The sequence below is a fragment of the Stutzerimonas urumqiensis genome (assembly GCF_003640395.1).
In the GTDB taxonomy this organism is placed as follows: domain Bacteria; phylum Pseudomonadota; class Gammaproteobacteria; order Pseudomonadales; family Pseudomonadaceae; genus Stutzerimonas; species Stutzerimonas urumqiensis.
Window position 1 is genome coordinate 113802 of sequence record NZ_RBZQ01000009.1, and the last position, 17533, is coordinate 131334.

At 63.0% G+C, this 17533-nt stretch carries 19 protein-coding genes and 1 other RNA gene; 16 read left to right on the top strand and 4 right to left on the bottom strand.

Going from position 1 to position 17533, the window contains the following annotated elements; all coding sequences use genetic code 11:
• The first annotated feature begins 180 nt into the window (after positions 1–180).
• From rplM to D7325_RS16845, 7 genes are all read left to right on the top strand, one after another.
• Positions 181–609 (top strand): 50S ribosomal protein L13, encoded by a 429-nt coding sequence (rplM, locus tag D7325_RS16815; RefSeq protein WP_120997607.1) that lies wholly within the window; start codon positions 181–183, stop codon positions 607–609.
• A 14-nt stretch (positions 610–623) separates the two neighbouring features.
• On the top strand, positions 624–1016 hold the full coding sequence (gene rpsI / locus D7325_RS16820; RefSeq protein ID WP_120997608.1) for a 30S ribosomal protein S9: 393 nt from the start codon (positions 624–626) through the stop codon (positions 1014–1016).
• Positions 1017–1314: 298 nt separating this feature from the next.
• Positions 1315–1908, top strand: coding sequence for a ubiquinol-cytochrome c reductase iron-sulfur subunit (gene petA / locus D7325_RS16825; protein WP_120997609.1), 594 nt, complete (start codon positions 1315–1317; stop codon positions 1906–1908).
• Positions 1908–3119: a cytochrome b gene (locus D7325_RS16830; RefSeq protein WP_120997610.1), complete on the top strand. Its 1212-nt coding sequence runs from the start codon at positions 1908–1910 to the stop codon at positions 3117–3119. The genes petA and D7325_RS16830 overlap by 1 nt, the downstream gene beginning before the upstream one ends.
• Complete coding sequence (locus tag D7325_RS16835; protein ID WP_120997611.1) at positions 3119–3901, top strand: cytochrome c1; 783 nt, start codon at positions 3119–3121, stop codon at positions 3899–3901. Before D7325_RS16830 ends, D7325_RS16835 begins: the two co-directional genes overlap by 1 nt.
• A gap of 113 nt (positions 3902–4014) precedes the next feature.
• Positions 4015–4632, top strand: coding sequence for a glutathione S-transferase N-terminal domain-containing protein (locus D7325_RS16840; RefSeq protein WP_120997612.1), 618 nt, complete (start codon positions 4015–4017; stop codon positions 4630–4632).
• A 14-nt stretch (positions 4633–4646) separates the two neighbouring features.
• Positions 4647–5045, top strand: a complete 399-nt coding sequence (locus D7325_RS16845) for a ClpXP protease specificity-enhancing factor (RefSeq protein ID WP_120997613.1) — start codon at positions 4647–4649, stop codon at positions 5043–5045.
• A 16-nt stretch (positions 5046–5061) separates the two neighbouring features.
• On the opposite strand, the gene D7325_RS16850 is transcribed toward D7325_RS16845, so the two are convergent.
• The 4 genes from D7325_RS16850 to D7325_RS16865 all read right to left on the bottom strand — a co-directional run bounded on the left by D7325_RS16850 (position 5062) and on the right by D7325_RS16865 (position 8503).
• Positions 5062–5643: a BON domain-containing protein gene (locus D7325_RS16850; protein ID WP_120997614.1), complete on the bottom strand. Its 582-nt coding sequence runs from the start codon at positions 5641–5643 to the stop codon at positions 5062–5064.
• Positions 5640–6233 carry a phosphoheptose isomerase gene (locus D7325_RS16855; protein ID WP_120997615.1) on the bottom strand — a complete coding sequence of 198 codons (594 nt, stop codon included), beginning with the start codon at positions 6231–6233 and terminating at the stop codon, positions 5640–5642. The genes D7325_RS16850 and D7325_RS16855 overlap by 4 nt, the downstream gene beginning before the upstream one ends.
• Before the next feature lie 85 nt (positions 6234–6318).
• On the bottom strand, positions 6319–6687 hold the full coding sequence (locus D7325_RS16860; RefSeq protein WP_120997616.1) for a YraN family protein: 369 nt from the start codon (positions 6685–6687) through the stop codon (positions 6319–6321).
• Positions 6674–8503 (bottom strand): penicillin-binding protein activator, encoded by a 1830-nt coding sequence (locus D7325_RS16865; protein WP_120997617.1) that lies wholly within the window; start codon positions 8501–8503, stop codon positions 6674–6676. Before D7325_RS16865 ends, D7325_RS16860 begins: the two co-directional genes overlap by 14 nt.
• A 90-nt stretch (positions 8504–8593) precedes the next feature.
• Here D7325_RS16865 and rsmI point away from each other — a divergent pair, with 90 nt between their 5' ends.
• The 9 genes from rsmI to mraY all read left to right on the top strand — a co-directional run bounded on the left by rsmI (position 8594) and on the right by mraY (position 17529).
• A complete protein-coding gene (gene rsmI / locus D7325_RS16870) occupies positions 8594–9487 on the top strand; it encodes a 16S rRNA (cytidine(1402)-2'-O)-methyltransferase (RefSeq protein ID WP_120997618.1) in 894 nt (297 codons plus the stop codon).
• A gap of 56 nt (positions 9488–9543) precedes the next feature.
• An RNA gene (gene rnpB, locus D7325_RS16875) (RNase P RNA component class A) lies at positions 9544–9899 on the top strand.
• A 302-nt stretch (positions 9900–10201) separates the two neighbouring features.
• The gene (gene mraZ, locus D7325_RS16880; protein WP_120997619.1) at positions 10202–10657 is read left to right on the top strand and encodes a division/cell wall cluster transcriptional repressor MraZ; all 456 of its coding nucleotides are present in this window, start codon (positions 10202–10204) and stop codon (positions 10655–10657) included.
• On the top strand, positions 10654–11601 hold the full coding sequence (gene rsmH, locus D7325_RS16885) for a 16S rRNA (cytosine(1402)-N(4))-methyltransferase RsmH (protein ID WP_120997620.1): 948 nt from the start codon (positions 10654–10656) through the stop codon (positions 11599–11601). Before mraZ ends, rsmH begins: the two co-directional genes overlap by 4 nt.
• Complete coding sequence (gene ftsL / locus D7325_RS16890; protein WP_120997621.1) at positions 11598–11885, top strand: cell division protein FtsL; 288 nt, start codon at positions 11598–11600, stop codon at positions 11883–11885. The genes rsmH and ftsL overlap by 4 nt, the downstream gene beginning before the upstream one ends.
• The gene (locus tag D7325_RS16895; RefSeq protein WP_120997622.1) at positions 11882–13618 is read left to right on the top strand and encodes a peptidoglycan D,D-transpeptidase FtsI family protein; all 1737 of its coding nucleotides are present in this window, start codon (positions 11882–11884) and stop codon (positions 13616–13618) included. The genes ftsL and D7325_RS16895 overlap by 4 nt, the downstream gene beginning before the upstream one ends.
• Entirely contained in the window at positions 13618–15081 is a 1464-nt protein-coding gene (locus D7325_RS16900; protein ID WP_120997623.1) for a UDP-N-acetylmuramoyl-L-alanyl-D-glutamate--2,6-diaminopimelate ligase, read from the top strand. Before D7325_RS16895 ends, D7325_RS16900 begins: the two co-directional genes overlap by 1 nt.
• Positions 15074–16447 (top strand): UDP-N-acetylmuramoyl-tripeptide--D-alanyl-D-alanine ligase, encoded by a 1374-nt coding sequence (locus D7325_RS16905; protein ID WP_120997624.1) that lies wholly within the window; start codon positions 15074–15076, stop codon positions 16445–16447. The genes D7325_RS16900 and D7325_RS16905 overlap by 8 nt, the downstream gene beginning before the upstream one ends.
• Positions 16447–17529 carry a phospho-N-acetylmuramoyl-pentapeptide-transferase gene (gene mraY, locus D7325_RS16910; RefSeq protein ID WP_120997625.1) on the top strand — a complete coding sequence of 361 codons (1083 nt, stop codon included), beginning with the start codon at positions 16447–16449 and terminating at the stop codon, positions 17527–17529. The genes D7325_RS16905 and mraY overlap by 1 nt, the downstream gene beginning before the upstream one ends.
• Positions 17530–17533: the final 4 nt, after the last annotated feature.

A 17533-nucleotide genomic window follows, 5' to 3' on the forward strand; every position in this document is an offset into this window, starting at 1 on the left:
ACGGGTCGCCTAGCCCGTCGCTCAGGTAGGGGATGCCTAGCCTACCGAACTCGCCGTAGCGGACGCGCTGACCCGAGCCCCCGACAGTGTCTGTTTCCGGCCGTCCTGGCCTTGCTAGGGCAAGCACCATTCAGTAAGATTCGCCGTCTTATTTTCAGGCGGCCCCTGAGGCTATAACGAATGAAGACTTTTACTGCTAAACCGGAAACCGTAAAGCGCGACTGGTATGTCGTCGACGCTGCCGGTCAGACTCTGGGTCGTCTGGCCACCGAAATTGCCAGCCGCCTGCGTGGCAAGCACAAGCCTGAATACACTCCGCACGTGGACACTGGCGACTACATCGTCGTGATCAATGCCGAGCAGGTTCGTGTCACGGGTGCCAAGACCACTGACAAGATGTACTACTCGCACTCCGGGTTCCCGGGTGGGATCAAGTCGATCAACTTCGAAAAGCTGATCGCACGTGCTCCTGAGCGTGTCATCGAAACCGCGGTGAAGGGCATGCTGCCCAAGAATCCGCTGGGTCGCGACATGTATCGCAAGCTGAAGGTGTACAAGGGTGCCGCTCACCCGCATGCCGCTCAGCAGCCCCAAGAACTCAAGATTTAACGGAATAGTTCATTATGTCGGCGACTCAAAATTACGGCACTGGCCGTCGCAAGACTGCAACCGCTCGGGTGTTCCTGCGTCCGGGTACAGGCAAGATCTCTATCAACAACCGTAATCTCGATCAGTTCTTCGGTCGCGAAACGGCTCGCATGGTTGTCCGTCAGCCGCTCGAGCTGACCGAAACCACCGAGAAGTTCGATGTTTACGTGACCGTTCTGGGCGGCGGCGTGAGCGGACAGGCTGGGGCGATCCGTCACGGCATCACTCGCGCACTGATCGAATACGACGAGAGCTTCCGCAGCTCGCTGCGTCGCGCTGGTTATGTAACGCGCGATGCGCGTGAAGTTGAGCGTAAGAAAGTGGGCCTGCGTAAAGCGCGTAAGCGTCCGCAGTACTCCAAGCGTTAATCGCGATTGCGAAAAAAGCCCGGCCAATGCCGGGCTTTTTTTTGCGTTGTTTTCCGGTCGCCCAATGTCGGTGACGGCTGCCTGAATCGGCCGGCAATTTTGCAATCCATAATGCTCATGCGACAGCGTGTCGCGTGCGCAAGCCCTGTATCTGCGGGTCTCCCGGCCCTTTGTGTCAGGGTATTACCTTGTCAGAAAAGGGGGTTTTCTTTACCATTTGGCGAATTTTTTCGCGGCCTTTTTTCTAGTGGTACATGCCTGCAATGCGGGCCATAAGAAGCTGATGGGAGACGACTTAATGAGCAATGACGGCGTGAATGCTGGCCGGCGTCGCTTCCTGGTAGCCGCTACTTCGGTAGTGGGCGCTGCAGGAGCGGTGGGTGCCGCGGTCCCGTTCGTGGGGTCATGGTTCCCTAGTGCCAAGGCCAAGGCGGCCGGTGCACCGGTGAAGGTAAATATCAGCAAGATCGAGCCGGGCCAGCAGATGATCGCCGAATGGCGTGGTCAGCCGGTGTTCATCGTGCGCCGTACCGAGGAGACGCTGGCGAATCTGGAGAAGCTCGCCGACGTGGTCGCCGATCCGACCTCCGAGGCTTCGGTGCAGCCGTCCTACGTCGATCCTCGTGTTCGTTCCATCAAGCCTGAAATCCTCATTCTGGTAGGGCTCTGTACGCACCTCGGCTGCTCGCCGTCTTTCCGTCCCGAAGTGGCGCCTGCTGATCTCGGCCCCGATTGGCTCGGCGGTTATTTCTGCCCATGCCACGGTTCGAAATACGATCTGGCTGGCCGCGTTTACAAGGCGCAGCCTGCGCCATTGAATCTCCCGGTGCCGCCTCACATGTACGAGACCGACAACGTGGTGATCATCGGTGTTGATCAGGAGAGCGCATGATGAGCAAGTTCATGGAATGGGTTGACGCCCGCTTCCCCGCCACGAAGATGTGGGAAGACCACCTGAGCAAGTATTACGCGCCGAAGAATTTCAACGTTCTGTATTTCTTTGGTTCGCTCGCATTGCTCGTACTGGTCAACCAGATCATTACCGGCATCTGGCTGACCATGAGTTTCGAGCCGTCGGCCGAAGGTGCGTTCGCTTCCGTCGAATACATCATGCGTGATGTGGAGTTTGGCTGGATCATCCGATACCTGCACTCGACGGGCGCCTCTGCGTTCTTCGTCGTCGTGTATCTGCATATGTTCCGTGGCTTGCTCTATGGCTCCTACCAGAAGCCTCGCGAGTTGGTCTGGATCTTCGGCATGATGATCTACCTGGCCCTGATGGCCGAGGCCTTCATGGGCTATCTGTTGCCGTGGGGCCAGATGTCCTACTGGGGCGCCCAGGTGATCATCTCGTTGTTCGGTGCGATCCCGGTGATCGGTGAAGACCTCACCCAGTGGATTCGCGGCGACTACCTGATCTCGGGCATCACCCTGAACCGCTTCTTTGCGCTGCATGTGATCGCGCTGCCCATCGTCTTGCTTGGCCTGGTCGTGCTGCACATTCTCGCCTTGCATGAAGTAGGTTCGAACAACCCGCTGGGTGTGGACATCAAGAAGGCGAAGGATGAGACGGGCAAGCCGCTGGACGGCATTCCGTTCCACCCTTACTACACGGTCAAGGACATCGTCGGTGTCGTCGTCTTCCTGTTCGTGTTCTGTGCGATCGTGTTCTTCTTCCCGGAGATGGGCGGTTACTTCCTTGAGAAGCCCAACTTCGAGATGGCTAACCCGTTCAAGACCCCTGAACATATCGCGCCGGTCTGGTACTTCACGCCGTTCTACGCAATTCTGCGTGCCGTTCCCGACAAGCTTTTGGGTGTCATCGCGATGGGTGCGGCAATCGCTGTGCTGTTCGTGATCCCATGGCTGGATCGCAGCCCCGTCAAATCGATGCGCTACAAGGGCTGGATGAGCAAGCTGGCTTTGCTGGTCTTCTGCGTATCCTTCGTGATTCTCGGCGTTCTCGGCGTTCTGTCACCCACACCTGGTCGTACCTTGCTGTCGCAGGTGTGTACCGTACTGTACTTCGCCTACTTCATTCTGATGCCGTTCTATACAAGGCTCGAGAAGACCAAAGCAGTTCCGGAAAGGGTGATTGGCTGATGAAAAAACAATTGGCTGCATTAATACTGGCAGTGCTTCCGGCGTTCACCTTCGCCGCAGGCGGTCATGGTGTCGAGCTGGATCACGTGGAGATCGACCTGACCGACAAGGCCGCGATGCAGGACGGCCTGAGAACGTTCGCCAACTACTGCATGGGCTGCCATAGCGCCCAGTTCCAGCGGTACGAGCGCGTTGCTGACGATCTGGGCATCCCCCACGAAATCATGATGGAGAATGTCGTGTTCACCGGTGCGAAGATCGGTGATCACATGAAGATCGGCATGAAGCCGGAGGATGGCAAGACCTGGTTCGGTGCGGCGCCACCGGACCTGACCCTGGTTGCCCGGGTACGCGGTACCGATTGGCTGTACTCGTATCTGCGTGCGTTCTACGAGGATCCGACGCGTCCATACGGCGTCAACAATCGCGTGTTCCCGAACGTCGGCATGCCACACGTGCTCGCCCCGCTGCAGGGACGGCAGGTGGTGGGTTGCAAGCAGGTGCAAGTCGTCGAGGATGGACGCAAGCAGTTCGATCCTCTGACGGGAACGCCGATCACGCATGAAGCATGCGACCAGCTGACGGTGCTCCCGAATACGGGAGAGCTGTCCGAGGCGGAGTACGACGAGAAGGTCAAGAATCTGGTTACCTTCCTTGCCTACTCGGCCAATCCGGTCAAGCTCGAAAGCCAGCGCATCGGCACCTATGTGCTGCTGTTCCTTGCCTTCTTCTTCGTATTCGCCTATTTGCTCAAGCGCGAATACTGGAAGGACGTGCACTAACGTACTTCGGTGTCATAAACACGCGCCCAACTGGGCGCGTGTTTTTTTATCGCCAAATCAATGTCCAATCCCTGGCTGGGGTCCCCCCGTTGCCACCATCGAGGAGGTCCTGCGTGGCAGCCGTGAATTGCCTGCGTTGCTACTCCGATCCAGCCGACCATTATTCGCATCGGATTCGTTTGGCCCTTGCCGAAAAGGGTGTGGCCGTCGATATCGTGGATGTCGACCCGTCAGTTGTTTCTCCACGCCTGGCGGAGCTCAACCCCTATTCGACCTTGCCAACCCTGGTGGATCGCGACCTCGTGCTCTACGAGCCGACCGTCGTGATGGAGTATCTCGAAGAACGTTATCCGCATCCGGCGTTACTGCCGGCCTATCCCGTAGCGCGTGCCAATACGAGGTTGCTGGCGCACAGGGTTCAGCGCGATTGGTGCTCCCTCGTCGACCGAATCCAGTCGATGCGCAAGGGGGAGTCTGCGGCCGCGCAGGCGCGAAAGGAGCTGCGCGAAAGCCTGAGTGGTGTGGCGCCCCTGTTCGCGGAGAAACCGTTTTTCCTGAGCGATGAGGTCAGTCTGATCGATTGTTGCCTCTTGCCTATTCTGTGGCGTTTGCCGAGTCTAGGAATCGAGTTGCCCAAAGGCGCCAAGCCGCTCCTCGATTACATGGAGCGCAACTTCGTCCGTGAGCCGTTTCAGGCCAGTCTTTCATCTGCAGAGCGCGCGATGCGCTAAGAGAGGTCCGCCGCATGATTTCCAGTCGTCCCTATCTCGTGCGAGCCCTTTATGAGTGGATCGTGGACAACGACTGCACGCCGCATCTGTTGGTCGATGCGGAATATCCCGGTGTCCAGGTCCCCGACGGCTTCGCAACGGAGGGGCAGATCGTGCTGAACGTATCGCCCAGTGCCGTCCGTGCGCTCGAAATGAAGAACGAGGCGGTAAGCTTCGAGGGTCGATTTGGCGGCGTTTCGCATTCGCTGCATATCCCGTCATCCGCCGTCATGGCGATTTATGCGCGGGAAAACGGGCAGGGGATGGTGTTTGAGACGGAGACTTCGCCGCCGTCGGGCGATCATCCGGGTGGAGCGGAGGGCGAGGGTGCCTCCAAGCCGGCCGGGCGGCCGAGCCTGAAGGTCGTCAAATAGCGGAAGCGGCCTGGCGTCAGTCGATGTACTCGAAGAGTTTGACGATGCGCTGAACGCCGCCGACGCTTTGGGCGATCGATGCGGCGCGGTTGCCTTCTTCCTGCGTCACCAAACCCATCAGGTAGACGATGCCGTTTTCGGTGATGACCTTGATGCGGCTGCCCGGTACGGTGCTGTCGGCCAGCATCTGCGCCTTGATCTTGGTCGTTAGCCAGGTGTCGTTGCTGCGAGCCAGTGCCGATGACGGCGGCAGCACCTGAAGCTCGTTATGGACGCGCTTCACCCGTTGGATCGTACTGGCCACCTTGGCGGCGAGGTCCTTGAGTTCCTGGCGGGGAACCTGGCCGGTCAGCAGCACGACGCCGTTGTAACTGGCGACCACGATATGAGCGTTCTGATCGAGATCGGGATGGGCCTTGGCGATGTTGACCGCGGCCTTGGTCTCGATCAGCGAATCATCGATCTTGCTGCCGATCGTCCGGGTTCCCTGGTTTTGGTCGAGCGGGGCGTCTCGCGTCGCAGTCAATACGGAGCTGCAGCCGGTCAGGGCCAGTAGCGCCGCGACGATCGGGACGAGCGCAAGTTTCAACGGTTTCATTCCTCCCCTCCGAAAAGCTGGTTATCGATCAGGTCGCACAGGCAGTGAATGGTCAGGAGGTGAACCTCCTGGATGCGCGCGGTGCTCTTGGCGGGAACGCGGATCTCGACGTCTTCCGGTAGCAGGAGCGAGGCCATCCCGCCGCCGTTCCGGCCTGTGAGGGCGACGACCGCCATCTCTCGATCGTGGGCCGCCTGGATCGCCTGTATGACGTTGGCCGAGTTGCCACTGGTCGAGATGGCGAGCAGGACGTCACCCGGTCGTCCGAGCGCGCGTATTTGCTTGGAGAAAATCTCGTTGTAGCTGTAATCGTTGGCGATCGAGGTCACGGTCGAGCTATCGGTCGTCAGCGCGATAGCGGGAAGGCTCGGGCGCTCGCGCTCGAAGCGATTCAGCAGCTCCGAGGAAAAATGCTGTGCATCGCCCGCCGATCCACCATTACCACAGGTGAGAATCTTGCCTTCGGACAGAAGCGCGTTGACCATCACCTGGCCCGCCTGCTCGATGAAGGGGGCGAGTACGTTCATCGATTGCTGCTTGGTTTCGATACTGGCTTGGAAGAGCTGTCGAATTCGGGATTGCATATCCATCGTCGGAATAACCCTGTCAGTAGGCGACTGTTGGAACGGATGCGGATGCTGGCGTCTGCCGTGCGCCTCGGGGATTGCCGCCGCGTTAGCTATCGAACGCGTTCTTGATCCACTCGATGGCGGGGTGCTCGGCGATTGGGCCGATAGCGATGACATCGAAGCGACAAGGGCTTTTCGACCAGCGTTTCTCCTGCTGTAGAAAACATTCGGCCGTGTTGATCAGCTTGTGCTGTTTGCGGCGGTCGATGCTGGCAGCCGCCCCGCCCCAGGCGGAGTGGCTGCGGTAGCGAACTTCGACGAATACTACTGTATCGCCATCAAGCATGACCAGATCGAGCTCGCCGGTGCGGGCGAGCCAGTTTCTGGCGATCAGCCGCAGCCCGGCGATTTTCAGGTGCGATAGCGCATGGTCTTCAGCTGTACGACCCTTGCTTTGCCGGTCACCGAACAACATCGACCGTATCCGCTTGCAGCGGTACTGCTTGGCCGTTGCGGAACTGAGCCCACGGCAGATCGCGTTCGACGCGGCGGCCCGGTGTCAGGCTAAGGCTGCCCGACAGGCCATCCAGCTCACTTTCCGGAATGGCGACGAGTTGAGGAAGGCGTGAGGCGAGCAGGTAGGCATCGGCACCCATCGCATAGAGTCGACCCAGGCTGCCGACGGCCGCAGGCCATTGAGCGACTGCCGCCTGTCGCAGCGAATTCTGCGCATCGAGCAGCCAAGGAGTCTCGGCGAAGTAAACGCCCTCGAGGTCCAGGTACTGACTGCGGTTGTCGTTCGCAGCGTGGAGGTGCGAGGTCCCGTAGACGGGGAGGTCTGCAGCGTACTGGAACACAAGGGTCGGCTTGACCTGCTGGGCCTGTTGTGGCGTCGCGGCGAGGAAGAGGAAGTCGGCGTCGCGGCGACGCGACGGCTGGGTATCGAGTTCCTGGCCGGTGGTGGATTCGAGTCGATCGGTCCGTGCCTCGCTGGCGCGCAGGTCAAGCAATTCGGCGATCTGACCGGCCAGTTCGACGGGTTCCGCCAGCGGTTCGGCTGCGATCACGGTTCCCCCCAGCCGGGTCCACTCTTGCTGAAATGCATCAAGGACGCGTGCCCCCCAATCGCCGCGCGGGGCCAGCGCGATCGCGTTACGGTGGCCATCGGCCCAAGCCTGGCGGGCGGCATCACGCGCCTCGTCCTCGGCGGCCAGCCCGAACTGATAGAGCTGCTCGGGGGTGTTTTGGCCGGTATCGCCGTAATTCAGCGCCAGCGTCGGAATCGGCAGCGACGGCCGCTCCGCGAGCTGTTTGACCAGCTCCTTTTCCAGCGGACCGACAACGAGCTGCACCTTGGCGGCTTCGGCGTCACGATAGAAGGCATCCAGCGACGTCAGCCGGCTGCTGTCATACAGCGTGATCTTGGGGAGCGGCTGCACGCCCTGGTCGCGTGCCTGGTAATGCGCGGCCAAAAACCCATCCCTGAGCGCCCGCGCGACGCCTGCCAGCTGTCCGTTCAGCGGCAACAGCAGTGCGATGTGGTTGAGTGGCTCCGCGGCGAGTTCGAGCAGCTTGGCGAGCGGCTCGGGAAGGGTTTTCGCTGCTGGGTGATTGGGATGTTGCTGCCGCCAGGTATTGATGGCGCTCTGCTGCACGCTCAGGGTGCCGGCTTGTTGCACGGTCGCCGCGAGGTTGAGCCAGCCGGCAAGGTCCGCCTCGGCACCAGCCAGATGGGATTGCGGGTCGGGCAGTGCCGAGGCCAGCGCCCAGATGGCTTCATGATTGGCGGTCGCCTGGCTGCCGCCGAGCAGCGGAGCGATGAAAATGCGCTCGCGCAGCGCCTCTATCGGCTGGCCGGCGGCTTCGAGGGCCTTTGCGCGGGTTAGTTGGGAGCGCACTTGTTGCTCTACCGGCAGCTCGGATAGCCGCGCGAACGCCGGATGGTCGAAGGCAGCGACCGCTTGTTCCGGCTTGCCGTCAGCCAGTGCGAGCTCGGCGCCAAGTGTCTGGAAGAATATCTGCTGGGCCGGCGGCAGCTGGGTGACGTCGACCTGGCCGAGGATGTCTCGTGCGTGGGCCAGATCGCCGCGCTGGTAGGCCTGGTCGGCGGCGGCCAGGCGCAAAAGCGCTGCCTCCTCGGGTTCGCTCGTGGCGGCCTGCTCGAGCAACTGCTGAATCGTTGCCTGCGGCGTGCGAGGCAGCTCGCCCAGCGTCGAGGACGGCGAGCTGGCGCACGCTGCGAGAAGAGTCGCCAGGAAAACGATAAGGAATGGGCGCAAGCAAGCCGGCATTGACTGATTCCTGAGGCTGAGACAGATCGGGTTGATTGTACCCATGGCGCCAGGCAGTGGCGCGCAGTCGGGATGATGAAACGGGCTACAATGCGCGTTTTGCGCGAAGGTATCGCTGTGACTGTATCCGACACCGTGAATTCCAGCTTCGGTACGCTCTTCGTCGTGGCGACGCCGATTGGGAATCTCGACGACATCACGGCCCGGGCGTTGCGCATTCTGGGCGAGGTGTCGCTCATCGCGGCCGAAGATACCCGCCATTCGGCGCGCCTTCTCCAGCACTTCGGAATCGGCACGCCACTGGCCGCCTGTCACGAGCACAACGAGCGCGCCGACGGCGGCCGTTTTCTCGCGCGCCTGGCTGCGGGAGAAGACATCGCGTTGATTTCCGATGCCGGGACCCCCTTGATTTCAGATCCCGGTTTTCACCTGGTCAGGCAGGCCAGGGCCGCGGGTGTGCGGGTGACTCCGGTGCCAGGTGCCTGTGCAGCGGTGGCGGCCCTGTCGGCCGCCGGCCTGCCGTCGGATCGCTTCAGCTTCGAGGGCTTCCTGCCCGCCAAGCGTGCGGGCCGTCGCACGCGGCTGGAAACATTGCGCGAAGAGGCGCGGACGATGGTGTTCTACGAAGCCCCCCACCGCATCCTTGAATGCTTGCAGGACATGGCGGAGTTGTTTGGTGCGGAGCGCCAGGCCGTGCTGGCTCGGGAAATCACCAAGACATTCGAGACGATAAAAGGCCTGCCGCTGGCTGAATTGGCCCTCTGGGTCTCGCAGGACGAGAACCAGCAGCGCGGTGAGTGCGTCGTGCTGGTCGCCGGCCATCAGCCCTCATCCGAGGATGAGCTCGATGCCGAGGCGATCAAGGTTCTCGATCTCTTGCTCGCCGAGCTGCCGATCAAGCGAGCCGCCGCACTGGCGGCGCAGATCACGGGGGCGCGCAAGAACCGGCTCTACGAGCTGGCGCTGTCGCGTAAACCGCAGTAACCGGCGTCACCGCGAGGGTTGCTGCCTGTGGATGAGGTCTCTATCCTGTGCGCCGGAGAGTCGATCGGACAGTCGCTGTTTCCTTCGTTCGCGAAGGGAAGGGAGGAAAGTCCGGGCTCCGCAGGGCAGAGTGCCAGGTAACGCCTGGGAGGCGCGAGCCTACGGAAAGTGCCACAGAAAATAACCGCCTAAGCGCTTCGGCGCCGGTAAGGGTGAAAAGGTGCGGTAAGAGCGCACCGCACGGCTGGCAACAGTCCGTGGCTAGGTAAACCCCACTCGGAGCAAGACCAAATAGGGATCCATTGGCGTGGCCCGCGCTGGATCCGGGTAGGTTGCTAGAGGCGGCCAGTGATGGTCGTCGTAGAGGAATGGCTGTCCTCGACAGAACCCGGCTTACAGATCGACTCTCCGACCCCTTCTTTTTTTCTGCTTACCCCGTCGCGTTAGCACAAAACAATCTTTCTCTTAAGGTTTCACTTTAAGTGTGTGCTGCTAGTGCAGGCGCCAGCTTGCAAGTTGTTCGGCGTAACCCTCCTTCCGCTGCCTCCGTTCGTCAAAAACATCGCTAAATCACCGTCGGATAAGGCTTTTCCACCCCCCGTGGCGCCTTGACGGTGTCGTGGGCGCATTTCTATAGTGTGCCCCAGTGGCATGAAGTGGTGAAAAGTGGGTCGTTATGGGCATGGATAGCTAGTTTTCAGGGGAAGCGCAGCCGTGTTTCGCGGAGCAAACGCCATCAGTCTCGACGCCAAAGGGCGCCTCGCGATGCCGAGTCGGTATCGCGATGAGCTCGTTTCGCGTTGCGATGGCCAGCTCATCATCACGATCGATGCCGTCGATCGCTGCCTCTGCATCTATCCGCTGTCCGAATGGGAAGTCATCGAAGCCAAGTTGCGTCAGTTGCCGTCGTTCAGCGAAGAGGCCCGTCGCCTGCAGCGTGTGCTGATCGGCAACGCGGTCGATCTGGAGCTGGATGGCAGCGGCCGGTTGCTGGTGCCGCCGCGGTTGCGGGAATACGCCGGCCTCGATAAGCGGGCAATGCTCGTTGGCCAACTGAACAAATTTCAATTGTGGAACGAGGACGACTGGAACGCGCTTGCCGAGGCGGACCTAGCGGCCATCAAACAACCCGGCGGTCTGCCGGACGAACTGCGCGACCTTATTCTGTGAATCCGAACAGCGAGCTGGCCCATGTCACCGTATTGCTCGACGAAGCCGTCGATGCGCTCGAGGTGCGTCCGGATGGTCGCTATATGGATGGAACCTTCGGTCGAGGAGGGCACAGCCGGCTATTGTTGCGCAGGCTCGGACCTGAAGGGCGCTTGCTGGGATTCGACAAGGACCCGCAAGCCATCGAGACGGGTGAAACGCTGGCGGCCGAAGACGGCCGCTTCGTTATTGTGCAACGCAGCTTTGCCGAGCTGGCCGACGAAGCGCGCCAGCGCGGTTGGATGGGCACGGTAAGCGGCGTGCTGCTGGATCTCGGCGTGTCTTCACCGCAGCTGGACGATCCCTTGCGGGGTTTCAGCTTCACCCATGACGGTCCGCTGGACATGCGGATGGACCCGTCGCGCGGCGTCAGCGTGGCCGAGTGGCTTGCCGGCGCGAGCGAGGACGAAATCACCCACGTCTTGCAGACCTATGGCGAAGAGCGTTTTGCGCGGCGCATGGCCCGGGCGGTTATCCAGCGTCGCGCCGAGCGGCCGTTCGAGCGCACGACCGACCTGTCCGCCGTGCTGGCCCAGGCGAATCCGGCCTGGGAAAAGGGCAAAAACCCGGCGACTCGCGCCTTTCAGGGGCTGCGCATCTTCATCAACGACGAACTGGGCGATCTCGAGCGGGGCCTGGAGGCCGCGCTCGACGTGCTCGACGTGGGCGGGCGGCTGGCGGTCATCAGTTTCCATTCGCTGGAGGATCGTATCGTCAAGCAATTCATGCGGCGCCACGCCAAAGGCGAAGCGGACAAGCTGCCGCGCGATCTGCCGATCATCCCGCCTGCGTTCCAGCCGCGCCTGAAGCTCCTTGGCAAGCCTCGGTATGCCTCGGCCGACGAGGTGAAAGGCAATCCGCGGGCGCGCAGCGCCGTGATGCGCGTTGCGGAGAAGTTGGCATGAAAGCCGCCGCAAGCCTGCCGCGCGGAGCGCTGCTCATGCTGGTTCTGTTCCTGATCGTCCTGGTGTCGGCGATCGGCGTCGCCTATGTCGCGCACTGGAACCGTCAGTTGCTCAACGAGCTGTATTCGGAGCTCAGCACGCGCGACAAGGCGCAGGCCGAATGGGGCCGGCTGATTCTCGAGCAGAGCACCTGGACCGCGCATAGCCGAATCGAAACGCTCGCCCGCGAACAGCTTGGGATGCACGTTCCGCAACCGGCGGACGTCAGGCTGGTGGCGCCATGATCCGTCTTGAAGGCGCGCTTTATCCGTGGCGTTTCCGGGTCGTGCTGGCGCTGCTGGCGGCAATGGTCGGCGCGATCGGCTGGCGCATCGTGGACCTGCAGGTCATCGATCAGGATTTCCTCAAGGAGCAGGGCGATGCGCGCAGCGTGCGGCATATCCCGATCCCGGCACACCGCGGCCTGATGACAGACCGTAACGGCGAGCCGCTGGCCGTCAGTACGCCGGTGAAAACGCTGTGGGCCAATCCGAAGGAGCTGCTTGGCGCCAAGGCGCGCCTGCCGGAGCTGGCCAACGCGCTGGACACCGATCTGGCGGCGCTGTCGAAGCGCCTCGAACAGCAAGCCGAACGGGAGTTCATGTACCTGGAGCGTGGACTGACGCCGGAACAGGGCGAGCAGGTGCTGGCTCTTGGCATCCCCGGCGTTTACGGCCTCGAGGAGTTTCGTCGGTTCTACCCGGCGGGCGAAGTCGCGGCTCACGTGGTCGGCTTCACGGATATCGACGATCGCGGGCGGGAGGGCATGGAGCTCTCCTACGATGAATGGCTGGCGGGCGTGCCGGGCAAGCGGCAGGTGTTGAAGGATCGCCGGGGGCGGCTGATCAAGGATGTCCAGGTCGTCAAGAATGCCAAGGCCGGCAAGCCGTTGGCCCTGTCGATCGACCTGCGGCTGCAATACCTGGCGCATCGCGAGCTGCGAAACGCGCTCGCCGAATTCGGCGCCAAGGCCGGCAGCCTCGTCATGGTCGACGTGAAGACCGGCGAAGTGTTGGCGATGGTCAACCACCCGACGTACAACCCGAACAACCGTAGCAACCTGCAACCGGCCGCAATGCGCAACCGGGCCATGATCGACGTGTTCGAGCCAGGCTCGACGATGAAGCCCTTCTCCATGAGCGCCGCCTTGGCGAGCGGTCGCTGGCAGCCGGACGACAAGGTCGACGTGCATCCGGGTTGGCTGCGCATCGGTCGCTACACCATTCGTGACGTTTCGCGCGTGAAAGATGGCGTGCTGGACCTGACCGGCATTCTCATCAAGTCGAGCAACGTCGGCATGAGCAAGATCGCCTTCGATATCGGCGGCGAGGCCATCTATTCGGTCATGCAGCGTGTCGGCCTGGGGCAAGGCACGGGGCTCGGCTTTCCCGGTGAACGGGTCGGAAAGCTGCCCAACCACCGCGAATGGCGTAAGGCGGAGACGGCCACGCTGTCTTACGGCTACGGCCTGTCGGTGACCGCGGTTCAACTGGCCCATGCCTACTCCGTGCTCGCCAACGACGGGCAGAGCGTGCCGCTTTCGCTCTTGCGCCTGGAGAACGCGCCGGAGCCTACCCAGGTGATGTCCAAGGACGTCGCCGAGACGCTGCAAGGCATGCTGCAACAAGTGGTCGAAGCGCCCGGCGGCGTCTATCGGGCCCAGGTACCCGGCTATCACGTGGCCGGCAAGAGCGGCACGGCACGCAAGGCGTCGGTCGGCTCCAAGGGTTACACCGAACATGCCTATCGCTCGATGTTCGCCGGCTTCGCCCCGATGAGCGATCCGCGCATCGCGCTGGTCGTGGTCATCGATGAACCGAGCAAGGGCGGCTACTACGGTGGTCTGGTCTCGGCGCCGGTGTTCTCGAAGGTGATGGCGGGTGCGCTGCGCTTGATGAACATCGCGCCCGACAACCTGCCCCCGCCGGCCGAGACGCAAACGGTCGCACTGCCGGAAGCCAAAGGAGGGCGCAGCTGATGCCGATGCCGCTGAATCAGTTGCTGCCGCAAGCGGAAAGCGACGTGTTGATCCGGGAACTGACGCTGGATAGCCGCAAGGTCAGGCCGGGCGATCTGTTCCTGGCGGTGCCCGGCACCCAGCAGGACGGCCGCGTGCATATTGCCGACGCCCTGGCACGCGGGGCCGCTGCCGTCGCCTACGAAGCCGAAGGGGCGGACGTCCCGCGTGACGACGTGGCCGCGCTGATACCGGTGCGCCGGTTGGCAGGCCAGCTGTCGGCGATCGCTGGCCGCTTCTATGGTGAGCCGAGCCGTAGCTTGCGGCTCGTCGGCGTGACCGGAACCAACGGAAAGACCAGCGTAAGCCAGCTTGTCGCCCAGGCGCTGGGCCAGCTCGGCGAGCGCTGCGGCATCATCGGCACGCTTGGCACCGGGTTCTATGGCGAACTCGCACAAGGGCGTCACACCACGCCGGATGCCATAGGCGTCCAGGCGACGCTCGCCGGCCTGAAAGCCGAGGGCGCGCGCGCGGTGGCCATGGAGGTGTCTTCGCACGGTCTCGAGCAGGGCCGCGTCGCGGCGCTCAATTTCATGGTCGCGGTGTTCACCAACCTCTCGCGCGACCATCTCGATTATCACGGCACCATGCAAGCCTACGCCGCGGCCAAGAGCCGGTTGTTCGAAATGCCCGGCTTGCGCGCCCGGGTCATCAACCTCGACGACGCCTTCGGCCGCGAGCTGGCCGGTCGCGATGCCGAGGGACGGCTGATCACCTACAGCCTCGAGCGGACCGACGCGCATTTCCACTGCACCGCCATCACGCTCGGCGACGATGGCATCCAGGCCCGCCTGGTGACGCCGCAGGGCGAGCGCGCCTTGCGCAGCCGCCTGATCGGTCGCTTCAACCTGAGCAACGTACTGGCCGCTGTATGCGCCTTGATCGGAATGGGCTATCCGCAGGACGAAATCCTCGCGGTTCTGCCCGCCCTGCAGGGCCCCGAGGGGCGCATGCAGCGGCTCGGCGGAGAGGGCAAGCCGCTCGTCGTCATCGACTATGCGCATACCCCCGACGCCCTCGACAAGGTGTTGCAGGCGCTGCGGCCGCATGTCCAGCGCGAGCTGCGCTGCGTGTTCGGGTGTGGCGGCGATCGTGATCGCGGCAAGCGACCGCTCATGGGCGCCGTAGCCGAGCGCCTGGCTGATCGTCTGTTCATCACCGACGACAATCCGCGCGGCGAACGGCCCGCCAGCATCCTGGACGACATCCGCGCAGGCCTCTCCAGCCCGGCGGACGCCCGGCTCGTCGAAGGGCGCGCCCAGGCCATCGCCGAAGCGATCGGCACCGCGGCTGCCGGTGATGTGGTGCTGCTCGCTGGAAAGGGTCACGAGGACTATCAGGAGGTCGAGGGCGTGAGGCATCCGTTTTCCGATATCGAAGAGGCCCGTCGGGCGCTCGCGTCCTGGGGGAAGGACCATGCTTGAAGCCTGGCAGCTCAGCCATGTCGCCGGCCCGCTCGGTGGCCGTTTGGCCGGTACCGATGCCACGTTCACGGCGGTCGGAACGGACAGCCGGACCGTTCGCCCGGGCGACCTGTTCGTCGCCCTGACGGGGCCGCGCTTCGATGGCCATGACTATCTGGCCGACGTCGCGAGCAAGGGCGCGGTAGCGGCGCTGGTCGAGCGCGCCTGCCCGGAGGTCGCCATCGCGCAGCTGGTGGTGCCGGATACGCGCGTGGCGCTCGGCCAGTTGGGTGCGTTGAATCGCGATGCGTTCGCCGGGTCGATCGCCGCCATCACCGGCTCGAGTGGCAAGACCAGCGTGAAGGAACTGCTGGCGAGCATCCTGCGCGCTGCATTTGGCGAGCGGACGGTACTCGCGACGCGTGGCAATCTGAACAACGAGCTCGGCGTGCCCCTGACGTTGCTCGAGCTTGCGCCAACGCACCGCGCGGCGGTGATCGAACTCGGCGCATCACGCGTTGGCGAGATCGCCTACACCGTCGGGCTGACCCGCCCGCACGTGGCGCTCATCAATAACGCCGGTAGCGCCCACGTCGGCGAATTCGGCGGGCCGGAGAAGATCGTCGAAGCCAAGGGCGAGATTCTCGACGGCCTGGCCGCCGATGGCGTCGCGGTGTTGAACCGGGATGACCCGGCGTTCGATACCTGGAAAGCCCGCGCGGGCGGCCGAAAGCTCGTGAGCTTCGGCCTGGAGAGCCCGCTGGCCGACTTCTACGCCGGGTCCATCGCCTATGACCTGCGCGGCTGCCCGAACTTCACGCTCATGGGCTCGGCCGGCTCCGCGCGCGTCCAGCTCAACCTGCTGGGTCGGCACAACGTCGCCAATGCGCTGGCCGCGGCCGCCGCCGCCCATGCGCTGAACGTGTCGATCGACCATATCGTCAGCGGGCTCGAGTCGCTCCAGCCTGTCAAAGGGCGTGCCGTGGCCGAGATGACAGCCGGTGGCGTGCGCCTGATCGATGACAGCTACAACGCCAATCCCGCTTCGATGTGCGCAGCGGTCGATGTGCTCGCCGGATTCACCGGGCGCCGCGTGTTGGCGCTGGGCGACATGGGCGAACTGGGTGAATGGGCCGAGCAGGGCCACCGTGACGTCGGCGCCTACGCCACGGGCAAGGTCGATGCGCTCTATGCCGTCGGTCCGCTGATGCGCCATGCGGTCGAGGCGTTCGGAGCCGGCGGTCGCCATTTCACCGATCAATCGATGCTGATCGCCGCGCTCCAAGCCGAGCGGGGCGCTACCACCATTCTCGTCAAAGGCTCTCGGAGCGCTGCCATGGACAAGGTCGTTGCCGCCCTGCGCACGCCAGTCGCGGAGAAAGACTGATGCTCTTGTTGCTGGCCGGTTACCTACAGCAATTTCACACCGGGTTCTCGGTGTTCCAGTACCTGACCCTGCGCGGCATTCTCGGCGTGCTGACGGCGCTCGCGTTGGCGCTCTGCCTCGGCCCCTGGATGATCCGCACGCTCCAGATTCGCCAGATCGGCCAGGCCGTCCGCAATGACGGCCCGCAATCGCATCTGTCGAAAAAGGGCACGCCGACGATGGGCGGCGCGCTCATCCTCTCCGCGATCACCATCAGCACCTTGCTCTGGGCCGACCTGTCCAACCGCTACGTCTGGGTGGTGCTGGCGGTGACGCTGCTGTTCGGCGCCATCGGCTGGGTCGACGACTACCGCAAGGTGATCGAGAAGAACTCGCGGGGCCTTCCGAGTCGCTGGAAATACTTCTGGCAATCGGTGTTCGGCCTGGCGGCAGCCATCTTCCTTTATATGACCGCCGAGGCACCGGTCGAGACGACCTTCATCGTGCCGCTGCTCAAGACCGTGGAAGTCCAGCTCGGCCTTGGGTTCATCGTGCTGACCTACTTCGTGATCGTCGGATCGAGCAATGCGGTCAACCTCACCGACGGCCTCGACGGCCTGGCCATTCTGCCGACGGTGATGGTCGGCGGTGCGCTCGGCATCTTCTGTTACCTGTCCGGCAACGCCAATTTCTCGGACTACCTGCTGATCCCGTACGTCGCCGGCGCGGGCGAGCTGATCGTTTTCTGCGGCGCCCTGATCGGCGCCGGGCTGGGCTTCCTCTGGTTCAACACCTACCCGGCGCAGGTCTTCATGGGCGATGTCGGCGCGCTGGCGCTGGGCGCGGCACTGGGCACCATCGCCGTGATCGTCCGCCAGGAGATCGTGCTGTTCATCATGGGCGGCGTCTTCGTCATGGAGACCCTCTCGGTGATGATCCAGGTCGCGTCGTTCAAGCTGACCGGCAAGCGCGTGTTCCGTATGGCGCCGATCCACCACCATTTCGAACTCAAGGGCTGGCCTGAGCCGCGCGTGATCGTCCGTTTCTGGATCATCACCGTGATTCTCGTCCTGGTCGGCCTTGCCACCCTGAAGCTGAGGTAACAGA

What these genes read in the sequence shown, in the direction of transcription:
- rplM (WP_120997607.1), top strand. Translation starts at nt 181, where the DNA reads ATGAAGACTTTTACTGCTAAACCGGAAACCGTAAAGCGCGACTGGTAT.
- rpsI (WP_120997608.1), top strand. Translation starts at nt 624, where the DNA reads ATGTCGGCGACTCAAAATTACGGCACTGGCCGTCGCAAGACTGCAACC.
- petA (WP_120997609.1), top strand. Translation starts at nt 1,315, where the DNA reads ATGAGCAATGACGGCGTGAATGCTGGCCGGCGTCGCTTCCTGGTAGCC.
- D7325_RS16830 (WP_120997610.1), top strand. Translation starts at nt 1,908, where the DNA reads ATGAGCAAGTTCATGGAATGGGTTGACGCCCGCTTCCCCGCCACGAAG.
- D7325_RS16835 (WP_120997611.1), top strand. Translation starts at nt 3,119, where the DNA reads ATGAAAAAACAATTGGCTGCATTAATACTGGCAGTGCTTCCGGCGTTC.
- D7325_RS16845 (WP_120997613.1), top strand. Translation starts at nt 4,647, where the DNA reads ATGATTTCCAGTCGTCCCTATCTCGTGCGAGCCCTTTATGAGTGGATC.
- D7325_RS16850 (WP_120997614.1), bottom strand. Translation starts at nt 5,643, where the DNA reads ATGAAACCGTTGAAACTTGCGCTCGTCCCGATCGTCGCGGCGCTACTG.
- D7325_RS16855 (WP_120997615.1), bottom strand. Translation starts at nt 6,233, where the DNA reads ATGGATATGCAATCCCGAATTCGACAGCTCTTCCAAGCCAGTATCGAA.
- D7325_RS16860 (WP_120997616.1), bottom strand. Translation starts at nt 6,687, where the DNA reads ATGTTGTTCGGTGACCGGCAAAGCAAGGGTCGTACAGCTGAAGACCAT.
- D7325_RS16865 (WP_120997617.1), bottom strand. Translation starts at nt 8,503, where the DNA reads ATGCCGGCTTGCTTGCGCCCATTCCTTATCGTTTTCCTGGCGACTCTT.
- rsmI (WP_120997618.1), top strand. Translation starts at nt 8,594, where the DNA reads ATGCGCGTTTTGCGCGAAGGTATCGCTGTGACTGTATCCGACACCGTG.
- ftsL (WP_120997621.1), top strand. Translation starts at nt 11,598, where the DNA reads ATGAAAGCCGCCGCAAGCCTGCCGCGCGGAGCGCTGCTCATGCTGGTT.
- D7325_RS16895 (WP_120997622.1), top strand. Translation starts at nt 11,882, where the DNA reads ATGATCCGTCTTGAAGGCGCGCTTTATCCGTGGCGTTTCCGGGTCGTG.
- D7325_RS16900 (WP_120997623.1), top strand. Translation starts at nt 13,618, where the DNA reads ATGCCGATGCCGCTGAATCAGTTGCTGCCGCAAGCGGAAAGCGACGTG.
- D7325_RS16905 (WP_120997624.1), top strand. Translation starts at nt 15,074, where the DNA reads ATGCTTGAAGCCTGGCAGCTCAGCCATGTCGCCGGCCCGCTCGGTGGC.
- mraY (WP_120997625.1), top strand. Translation starts at nt 16,447, where the DNA reads ATGCTCTTGTTGCTGGCCGGTTACCTACAGCAATTTCACACCGGGTTC.